This is a genomic window from Coprococcus sp. RTP21428st1_C9_RTP21428_210409, from assembly GCF_040227395.1.
Lineage (GTDB): Bacteria > Bacillota > Clostridia > Lachnospirales > Lachnospiraceae > Coprococcus > Coprococcus aceti.
Map to the genome: position 1 here is coordinate 1 of NZ_JBEHVV010000096.1, position 9,068 is coordinate 9,068.

A 9,068-nucleotide genomic window follows, 5' to 3' on the forward strand; every position below is an offset into this window, starting at 1 on the left:
CGACAGCAGCATCTGTCACTCCGGCTTTTAATTCCTGCATAGGTTCTCCGCAACAAATTACAGGTACACCCTTATCCTTTACCTTTTCAACAATGTTTCCACAATGCTTACATATATAATACTTTACTTCCATGCCTTTTTCTCCTTCCATGTGTAAAATTTATAATTCAATTGTCTCCATAATCTTTTTCAATGAATCTGCAGATTCCTTAAGCTTTAACGCTTCCTCGCCACTTAAATTAATAGGTATATCAGACTCAATACCATCTGCACCTACAATAGCTGGCATACTTAACGATACTCCGTCAATATCATATACTCCATGAATCATGTGTGATACAGGAAGTATTGATTTTTCATCTCTCATAATCACTTCGCAGATTCTTTTTACAGACATTGCAATTCCATAATATGTAGCGTGCTTTTTGTTTATAATCTCATAAGCACTGTTCTTGACTGCTGTAGCTATTTCTGCCGTGTTTTCCTTGTGCTTGTAATGTCCACGCATTTCACACATTTCACTTAATGGAACACCAGATACATTGGCTGATGACCATGCTACAACTTCGCTGTCTCCATGCTCACCTACTATAAATGCATGAACACTCCTGCTGTCCACAGATAAATGCTCACCAAGCTTATATCTTAATCTGGCACTATCTAACACAGTACCCGATCCAATAACCCTGTTTTCTGGAAGTCCTGATAACTTTATGGCTACCTGAGTCAGGATATCTACCGGATTCGCAACTACAAGCATGATACCTGCAAAATTTCTCTTTGCTATTTCAGGAATGATTGACTTAAATATTGCTACATTTTTATTTACGAGATCAAGCCTTGTCTCTCCCGGTTTCTGTCCCGCTCCGGCAGATATGACAACAATTGCAGCATCAGCCACATCATCATAATCTCCGGCATATATTTTCATCGGACTCGCAAATGGAATACCATGACTGATATCCATCGCTTCTCCTTCTGCCTTGTTCTTATCTGCATCGATAAGGACAATCTCTGTAAACAAGCCACTCTGCATTAAAGCAAAGACTGACGCAGAACCGACAAAACCACAGCCTATCATTACTGCTTTTTTTGAATTAATCACTTGCTTTTTCGTAATAATCTCATCTCCTTAATAATTCTCTTCATGTACTTCAAAATAGCTCTGTGGATGATTACATACCGGACATACCTCAGGAGCCTTTGTTCCTACCACGATATGTCCGCAGTTACGGCATTCCCATACCTTAACTTCACTCTTTTCAAATACCTGTGCAGTTTCAATATTCTTAAGAAGTGCACGATATCTCTCCTCATGATGCTTCTCAATTTCTCCTACTGCTCTGAATTTTGCTGCAAGCTCAGGGAAACCTTCTTCTTCGGCTGTTTTCGCAAAGCCTTCATACATATCTGTCCACTCATAATTCTCGCCTTCTGCAGCTGCCGCCAGATTTTTCTTTGTATCACCAATTCCTGCTAATTCCTTGAACCACATCTTTGCATGTTCTTTCTCATTATCTGCGGTCTTTAAAAATAATGCAGACATCTGCTCATAGCCTTCCTTTTTCGCTACAGAAGCAAAATAGGTATACTTATTTCTCGCCTGAGACTCTCCTGCAAATGCCTCCTGTAAATTCTTCTCTGTCTGTGTTCCTGCATATTTGTTTACTGCCATCTCTTTTACCTCCGTTTTCTTTACTATTTTTCTCCCTGCATTTCGGGCAAATGTCTTTAAATGAAATATCATAATCCAAAAATTCAATTCCATGAATGTTACGAATTTTTTCCAGCAAATTCGGTAATTTCATCCATATCCGCATCAAAAATCTCGCTGCACTTTATGCACCTTCCTCTACCAATATATCAAGATTTTTTTGAATGGCATTTCTCCTGCTTGTCGCCACTCATTATTGGGATTAGTTCTTAATAAGGATTATATTCTGTTTTTATTTTATTGTCAAGAAAATAGTAATAATTCTCATTCTCTGACTTTCCTCTTTGCATTTTCTTAATCTCAGAAAAGGGTATGATGAAAAAGAATTGAAATATGCAATCATGGATAATTCCCCAAAAATTCTTCTTGAATTAGATCGTGAATTTGCTTTTGTCAGCAAAGAATACCCTTTTTTGTCGGAGATGCTAAAAAATTTATTGATATGCTGTTCTACAACATACAAAAACACCGTTATGTTTTAATTGAAGTCAAGACAAGGGCATTGATTCCGGAGATATGGGACAATTAAGAACTTACATTGACAGTCGCTTTCGCCAGTGCTAGTATCTGTATTAGTTAGGTATGTCTAACGTACTTGATTTTAGCACATTAACAAACAATCGGGAGAATATTTTTATGAAAATTTACGAATTCGGGGATAAAAATAAACCGAGCATCATGCTCTTTCCTGGCACCTGCTACTATTGGAAAACCAACTTTGGACACGTTCTTGATGGGCTTCAGGAGCACTTTCATACTCTGGTTGTCAGCTACAGTGGATTTGACGATACGGAGAATTCTACATTTATTTCAGAGCTTGACGAAGTTCTGAAGGTTGAGAACTACATCAAAGATAAGCTTGACGGAAAGCTGTTTGCAGCGTACGGCTGTTCCCTCGGAGGTTCATTTGTCTCTCTCCTGATCGGGCGTCAGAATATACATATAGATCATGGAATCATAGGTTCAAGCGACATGGATCAGGCGCCAAAGTGGCTGGCAAAGCTTGAGACAGCCATCATGATGCCTATGTTCTATCCTTTTATCACCGGCGAGGAAAGCGGTATTCTAAAAAAAGTATTTGAGAAGAAAATGAACGAAGGAAATGACAGTTCTGAATATATGAAGAAATTCATGGAGATCATGGGCAAAGGAAGTGGAATAGACTTTTCATTCATATCCAAGGAGTCCATGAAGAATCAGTTCTGCACCGACCTGTACACAAGCGTTGGAGAACACATAAACGTACCCGGAACGACTATCCACGTATTCTACGCCAAGAAAATGGGTGAGAAATATCTTGAGCGTTACAGGAAGTGTTTCGCCGATCCGGATATCTGTGAATTTGATCTGCAGCACGAAGAACTGCTGCTTGACGCCGACCGCTGGGTTCATGAGGTCTGCAGGGTGTGCGGCATAAACTGATCTGCTCCTTTCTTAGGTCTGAATAAATCTTTCATATCTGTTTTCTCTATCTCCAACAGCTTGATCTTCTTGTCTATTCCACCTGCATAACCGGTCAAACTTCCATTTGTACCGACTACTCTGTGACACGGGATGACGATTGATATTGGATTGTGACCAACAGCACCGCCAACCGCCTGAGCAGACTTTTAAAACAGCTCACCCCTCTTGAAGCATTTTTCTCAAATCGCCAAATGTCTCGGATGCAGGGGCAACCCTGACATTTCTCACATCATCTTCTGCCTCAGCCAGAATTTCTAGCAGTTCTATACGAACATTCATGTTTTTATACTCTTCATATGACATAACCACATCATCTCCTCTGACACAACCTCAAATCAATATTAATCTAAGTCTCTCCTACTTCTTAACAACCAAATGCACGACCCCTGCAAATGAAAGTACAATGATCACCACATATACGATCAGTGTAATCAAGTGTCCATTCTGCCAGTTGTCCACCGCAAGCAGAGTCCATAGTGCGCCCTGAACCAACTGCGTTGCAATCTGTATCTTCTTATTACCCTTATTCTTACAGCTTATTATAAGTAATATTATGTAAACAACAAGACCTATACTCAGTAAAATGCTCATCACAAATATAACCACCTTTCGTCTGTATACTCATCTAGTTAGTTTTTCCTAACCAACTTCATTTTAGCACTAATTATTTTAAATTCAATCAGACAAATTCATAAGTTATATTAAGTATGATGAACAGCACAAATTTAAGAGGATGGTGTATTGCCTCAGTAATACTCCCACCCTCTAATGACTGATTTTTCTGTTGTCCGAACAACGAGACCGACCCTTACGTTCGGCATTGGAGCAAAGTTTTTCGCTGCCTGCCAGCGTCCTATATCTTTCGCAACAGGATAGGTCACAAGTAATGTAACCTCGGATTGAATCGTATCAGCCCACGTTGTTCTCATTATGCACTGACACCCAGAAAAATTCAATGAACCTGTGGTGTAACATTACCAGCCCAGCTTCTGGCAGATCTCAGCCCAGGCTTCATCGTCTATCTCCTCATCGCGGAAAAGTCTTCTCTTGTCATCCTCTGTGATCATGCGAAGCACCTTACATGGATTTCCCGCTGCAACTGCCCAATCAGGGATATCCTTTGTAACAACACTGCCCGCACCGATTATAACGTTACTTCCAATATGCACGCCAGGGCAGATCACAGTGTTGCCGCCTATCCACACGTTGTCCCCAAAGGTCACTTCCTTGCCATACTCCCACATAGCACTTCGCACATCAGGATATATCGGATGACCTGCTGTGTATATCGCTACATTTGGCGCCATGAAACAATTGTCACCTATTTTCACCTTGGCAACATCAAGGATCGTACAGTTATAATTTGCAACTTTGTCAACAGCAGATGCCTGCACTATGGATACTCAGAATAAGAATGTAGAAAATTCATATGACCTCCTGTCACTCACCGCCATGATTGGAGTCATCCAGAAGAATTATCCAGGCAAGCTATTGCTCAAAGACATCTCCAGCGCCGGAAGCTGCTGCAAAACAAAATGCACATCTCTTTTCCAGAGATACCTGTCGGTATCACCCATGCAATACCTGAACAACTATCGCCTTGAAAAGGGATGTGCTATGCTTAGAAACTCTTCTATGTCCGTGACTGATGTGACATACGCCTATGGATTTTCCGGTACGAGCTATTTCTGTGAGTTGTTTCACAGGCACTATGGGATTACGCCGAATGAATATAGGAAAGAGAATTTATAGTTTTATGATTCTCTTTGCTCTCCCAACAGTAAACTGAATTATTGGCCCCGATACAATCACAGTAACAACCGTACACACACCGAACTTTCCCCCAAGGATCACACCTATCACAACCATGGCCGCATCAAGTATCATCCTGACTATCTTCACCTGCCAGTGATTCTTCTCTGCAAGTGCAAATGTCACAGCCTCGTACGAACCACGCCCAAGGTCTGCTGCCGCATACAGTCCTGTTCCCACCGCAAACAGCACAATTCCGACGAGCATGATCAACATATTGAGCCACATGTATTTGCTGTAGACATGCATTTGCGCAAACAGATCAACACACAAGCTGTAAACGATCTGGTAAAGTATCGTTCCTATATGTATCTGCGATCTGTCATATATGAGAACAAACAAGATCATAATCACAGCCACGATAAACGACGCTGCTCCAATACTCACATGAAACGTACCGGATATTCCCTGCCATAATACCGCAAGCGTTGCACCGCCAAATCCGGCATACAATGCCAGGGTTATACCATATGCGGCAATAACTGAACCAATTATTATAACAGTTATCTTCTTTATCCACTCTCTTTTACTCATACAACCTCCTGTTGCCAAATAAAAAGACTATAGATAAAACTGTTATGTTCAGAAACAGCAAAATCTATAGTCTTCTTACGTGCCGAGACAAGCTCTTTTTAATTGTTGCTATACTATATCATTTATAACTTTTTGTCAATAACTGGTATTTCATCCCCTACCACCTGGATACAAATTCAAGAGTCTTGTCAATTAAATTCTCTCCTATGCCTGAAAAGCATTTATTTCTTCTATCATCTTACTGACCGCCAGGGAATATGGAATGTTTCGTCTCCAGGCAATCACAGTACTTGTCGTAATTTCAGGAAAAATTTTTCGTTGTACAAGAATGTCATCTCTCCAATACTTTGCAGCACCTTCGATTGATATCGGATACCCCAATCCATTTGCTGCCATGACTCCGGCATTGGTTCCAAGATTACTCGTAAAAGCAATCTGCAGTTTCGAAAAGTCTTTTCCAAACCAATTGGCAAGTTCACTTTGAACATTTCCTCTTTCGGGCAGGATCAATGTTTTTCCTATGAGATCTTCCTTTTTTATAAACTCTTTTTTGGCTGAGTAATATGCAATTGTTCTGCTGCCTTTGTAAAGCTCTGTTCCTTTGCTACTGTCAGAAAATAGCGTAATAGTCTTAATTCCATATCTTTAAAGTCCTAGTATTTCCTTGTTTTTTTCAAACCTTTTAATCAGTTCTTTTCCCATTACTATAATTTCATTTCGCCAGGGATGACCGAAGATTCCACAATCCCATGTGCTATCAATGAAAAAATAATAATCTCCATCTGGATAATATGTTGGAAAATACACTTGACATTGTCTATCAGGATCATAATAGTTATAATTCATTGAAATATCTTCCATTGGTGAGAATTCAAAACAATCATGATTCCAGTCTAAGGTATACATTTTTTCCAGTCCTAATTCCTTCAAAATTGAATTGATTATCTTCTCTTGTTCTTCACTCCAGGGAGTCGCTTTATGATACTTTTTTGTATCGCCTGGTATTATAATCCATTCGCCAGTGATGTCTGTTCCCGGCTTAAACTTAAATTCATTATTTAATTTTTCCCATAAAATGATTGCTTCATCTTTAGATATAACTCTCAATATATATTCTCCTTCGCACAGAAAATAAGAATTTACCGCGGAGCAATACTACACCCGCTTTGTTATTTATCATAGCATAACGCTATGACAAACTGATCATCCATTTGCGCTTTCTAAAAATCGCCAGCGATACGGCTAATCTGAATATTTCTTCCGTAGTGAGCAATGTGTATACGCCTATAATTCCCCATTCGAATACATATGCCGCGAGCAGACATTCAGTGATGCCATCACGAATCCATCTTCTAAAACCCTCCCCTCATACTTCACATGGTCATTCACCACCACTCCGATGATTCTTGAGTTGTTTCTCGCAAGCAGAATGCCTGCCATATTCGGGATATATCCTGTCCTTTCAAGCTCCTGCTGAACACGTTTTACTGTTTCATCTGAAATCTTTTCTGTATTTCCATGAATCACTTTTGAGACAGTTGCGGTACTAAGTCCTAGTGCATCTGCGACATCCACAATCCTAACCCTGTTATGTATCATATCCATACCCTCTTTACCTGAATTTGTAATTACATGGTACAATCAAGATCTGATTTTTACAAAGGTTAAACGCATAACCCATAACAAAATCCTTATTATGTTTTTGTCGTATTTTACTAAAACGTTCTGTCCCTTCTTGCATAGTCCAAGCATTAGTCATTGATCTTGTATTTCTTATGAAATAAACTCTCTCCTCTTGTCCCTAATTCTCTCATAAATATCAATCGCCTTGTTAAATCCTTTGCCCAGTAATTCATCACATGCCTTATTCAACGCATACGGAAACGCATTTGCCAAATAATCAAACCGCTTCATGGCCATTTGCTCTCCTAGTCCAATATTAGCCGCTTCTCTTCTAAATGAATCTCTGGTGATCTTTTCGATATCATACTCATTCCCAATACTAAATGCCATATCTCTGGTACTGCTTGTATATATCACAGTACTCAATATGTCATATGCCGGTGCCAAACGTACTGTTTTCAACTCTTCATCATAAAGCAATGAAACATTTTTGATATGATTATCTGTATTGCCTATTAGGTAATTGAATATACATATATCCCACATTTTCAATTGATCTGCTATCGGGTTGAACGATTTCTGTCTTATGATCTCAAACATCATTTTTAAATATCCGGCATTATCACTCTCATATTTGTTATGCGCCGAAATTCCCATCGCTTGAGAGAAATCTTCCTGATGTAACCTGTACGGAACACTTAACCCATTGATTTTTTTTAATCCGTCCTTTATTGCACGATCATATCTTTTAGTTGCTAGCAAAACTTCCTCATCTCTGCCATCCCCGACATTGACTATAAAACTTTCAGGAATCTCTATTCCCATATTTCCTGCCGTCATCATACACAACTGCTCATTTGTAACTATTCCGTCAAGCCTTACATGACTCTGCTTTACTATATGTGTACTTGGCGCTGACCCTTTGGGTAAATACCAAGCTTTATTATTTTCATCATAATATAACCCAGCCTTTCCAGATGCTCCTGTAAGTGACAAATGTGACTTTGTGACTAACTCCGCAGTCTCCATTGCTCCTTCTCTTGCCAACTGACTAACCTCATCAATTGTCAATTTCTGATAATCTGCATTTACTACTTCGTTATTCTCATCTGTAATTTTTATTGCTCCCAGACACTCATTACCTAACCCGGCTAATAATGACAGATAATTATTTGCGTCTGTATGCAATAACCCAGCCACACATCTTCTGGTAAATCCTTCAGGTAACAAACCTTCAAAAAAATTCCTTGTATCATCAACGGAAAATGCATTTTCAGATAATGGCAAATGAATTGATATCGGTCTGGCTATGTTACCAGATAAATACTCTTCTGCATATGAGAATCTAGCATCTTCTTCTTTTTCTCCAATTATACGACCTACATATGTCTGCAAGCCACCAATCTCTATCCAAACCCCCAAATTTCTCATATTCTAACCTCTCTTTTCTACGAGAATATCCATTCCCAGTAAATTGATAATTGTAATTGCCTTTCCGATTTCTGCTGTAGCCTTACCTCTTTCCAAATCCGAAATAAAACTTACACTAAATCCTGTAAATTCTGCTATATAAGCCTGAGTATATTTCAGTTCTTTTCTTCTTATTCTGATTGTCTCACCCAAAGATTTTGAATCTATTATTTTCATACATATTCCTCGTCTTTCTATATCAAATTATCAACACATAACTTCATACGCATCATATGGTCGTACGGCTAAATTATATATATACGCTTTGCAAATAAGCCGTACGGCTAATTTTGTATAATTCTGATTATACAATAAGCCGTACGGCTAAGTCAACTTTTCTTATATAAATAAAAACGCCAGAAGCCTTGTAAAATCAAGGTTTCTGACGCCAATCAAACAGGGGATGAGAGAATCGAACTCCCACCAAAAGTTTTGGAGACTCCTATCATAC

At 39.1% G+C, this 9,068-nt stretch carries 11 protein-coding genes and 6 pseudogenes; 2 read left to right on the forward strand and 15 right to left on the reverse strand.

Translation table 11 applies throughout. From position 1 onward, the window contains the following. The 4 genes and pseudogenes from ABUA34_RS13155 to ABUA34_RS13170 form a co-directional block, all read right to left on the reverse strand. Nucleotides 1-133, reverse strand: a pseudogene (locus tag ABUA34_RS13155) (desulfoferrodoxin family protein); the annotation flags it as partial. Nucleotides 134-160: 27 nt separating this feature from the next. Continuing rightward, nucleotides 161-1,105 (reverse strand): L-lactate dehydrogenase, encoded by a 945-nt coding sequence (locus ABUA34_RS13160; protein WP_021739968.1) that lies wholly within the window; start codon nucleotides 1,103-1,105, stop codon nucleotides 161-163. 27 nt (nucleotides 1,106-1,132) lie between these two features. Beyond that, on the reverse strand, nucleotides 1,133-1,675 hold the full coding sequence (gene rbr, locus ABUA34_RS13165) for a rubrerythrin (protein WP_044998372.1): 543 nt from the start codon (nucleotides 1,673-1,675) through the stop codon (nucleotides 1,133-1,135). A gap of 7 nt (nucleotides 1,676-1,682) precedes the next feature. After that, nucleotides 1,683-1,848 (reverse strand): annotated as a pseudogene (locus tag ABUA34_RS13170) (Fur family transcriptional regulator); the annotation flags it as partial. Between the two features lie 502 nt (nucleotides 1,849-2,350). Here ABUA34_RS13170 and ABUA34_RS13180 point away from each other — a divergent pair. Beyond that, nucleotides 2,351-3,136 carry an alpha/beta fold hydrolase gene (locus ABUA34_RS13180; protein ID WP_349823460.1) on the forward strand — a complete coding sequence of 262 codons (786 nt, stop codon included), beginning with the start codon at nucleotides 2,351-2,353 and terminating at the stop codon, nucleotides 3,134-3,136. On the opposite strand, the pseudogene ABUA34_RS13185 reads toward ABUA34_RS13180, so the two are convergent. From ABUA34_RS13185 to ABUA34_RS13200, 4 genes and pseudogenes are all read right to left on the reverse strand, one after another. Further along, a pseudogene (locus ABUA34_RS13185) lies at nucleotides 3,103-3,321 on the reverse strand (methylated-DNA--[protein]-cysteine S-methyltransferase); the annotation flags it as partial. The gene ABUA34_RS13180 and the pseudogene ABUA34_RS13185 overlap by 34 nt on opposite strands. Nucleotides 3,322-3,334: 13 nt before the next feature. Beyond that, a complete protein-coding gene (locus tag ABUA34_RS13190; protein ID WP_238051945.1) occupies nucleotides 3,335-3,481 on the reverse strand; it encodes a hypothetical protein in 147 nt (48 codons plus the stop codon). 54 nt (nucleotides 3,482-3,535) lie between these two features. Continuing rightward, entirely contained in the window at nucleotides 3,536-3,769 is a 234-nt protein-coding gene (locus ABUA34_RS13195; RefSeq protein WP_055224655.1) for a hypothetical protein, read from the reverse strand. Nucleotides 3,770-4,152: 383 nt separating this feature from the next. Then, a pseudogene (locus ABUA34_RS13200) lies at nucleotides 4,153-4,545 on the reverse strand (sugar O-acetyltransferase); the annotation flags it as partial. A 28-nt stretch (nucleotides 4,546-4,573) separates the two neighbouring features. Between ABUA34_RS13200 and ABUA34_RS13205 the strand changes: the two are divergent. Continuing rightward, nucleotides 4,574-4,930 (forward strand): helix-turn-helix transcriptional regulator, encoded by a 357-nt coding sequence (locus tag ABUA34_RS13205; RefSeq protein ID WP_349823461.1) that lies wholly within the window; start codon nucleotides 4,574-4,576, stop codon nucleotides 4,928-4,930. Here ABUA34_RS13205 and ABUA34_RS13210 read toward each other — a convergent pair. The 7 genes and pseudogenes from ABUA34_RS13210 to ABUA34_RS13235 all read right to left on the reverse strand — a co-directional run bounded on the left by ABUA34_RS13210 (nucleotide 4,925) and on the right by ABUA34_RS13235 (nucleotide 8,794). Beyond that, nucleotides 4,925-5,524 carry a YczE/YyaS/YitT family protein gene (locus ABUA34_RS13210; protein WP_015534767.1) on the reverse strand — a complete coding sequence of 200 codons (600 nt, stop codon included), beginning with the start codon at nucleotides 5,522-5,524 and terminating at the stop codon, nucleotides 4,925-4,927. The genes ABUA34_RS13205 and ABUA34_RS13210 overlap by 6 nt on opposite strands. Nucleotides 5,525-5,728: 204 nt before the next feature. Further along, nucleotides 5,729-6,079, reverse strand: a pseudogene (locus tag ABUA34_RS13215) (LysR family transcriptional regulator substrate-binding protein); the annotation flags it as partial. Beyond that, nucleotides 6,061-6,165, reverse strand: a complete 105-nt coding sequence (locus ABUA34_RS14385) for a LysR family transcriptional regulator (RefSeq protein ID WP_117551406.1) — start codon at nucleotides 6,163-6,165, stop codon at nucleotides 6,061-6,063. The pseudogene ABUA34_RS13215 and the gene ABUA34_RS14385, both read right to left, overlap by 19 nt. A gap of 4 nt (nucleotides 6,166-6,169) precedes the next feature. Continuing rightward, entirely contained in the window at nucleotides 6,170-6,631 is a 462-nt protein-coding gene (locus ABUA34_RS13220) for a DUF2716 domain-containing protein (RefSeq protein ID WP_349823462.1), read from the reverse strand. A 186-nt stretch (nucleotides 6,632-6,817) separates the two neighbouring features. Next, nucleotides 6,818-7,123 (reverse strand): annotated as a pseudogene (locus ABUA34_RS13225) (LacI family DNA-binding transcriptional regulator); the annotation flags it as partial. Nucleotides 7,124-7,297: 174 nt separating this feature from the next. Continuing rightward, nucleotides 7,298-8,578: a type II toxin-antitoxin system HipA family toxin gene (locus ABUA34_RS13230; RefSeq protein ID WP_349823463.1), complete on the reverse strand. Its 1,281-nt coding sequence runs from the start codon at nucleotides 8,576-8,578 to the stop codon at nucleotides 7,298-7,300. A 3-nt stretch (nucleotides 8,579-8,581) separates the two neighbouring features. After that, nucleotides 8,582-8,794 carry a helix-turn-helix domain-containing protein gene (locus tag ABUA34_RS13235; protein WP_349823464.1) on the reverse strand — a complete coding sequence of 71 codons (213 nt, stop codon included), beginning with the start codon at nucleotides 8,792-8,794 and terminating at the stop codon, nucleotides 8,582-8,584. Nucleotides 8,795-9,068: the final 274 nt, after the last annotated feature.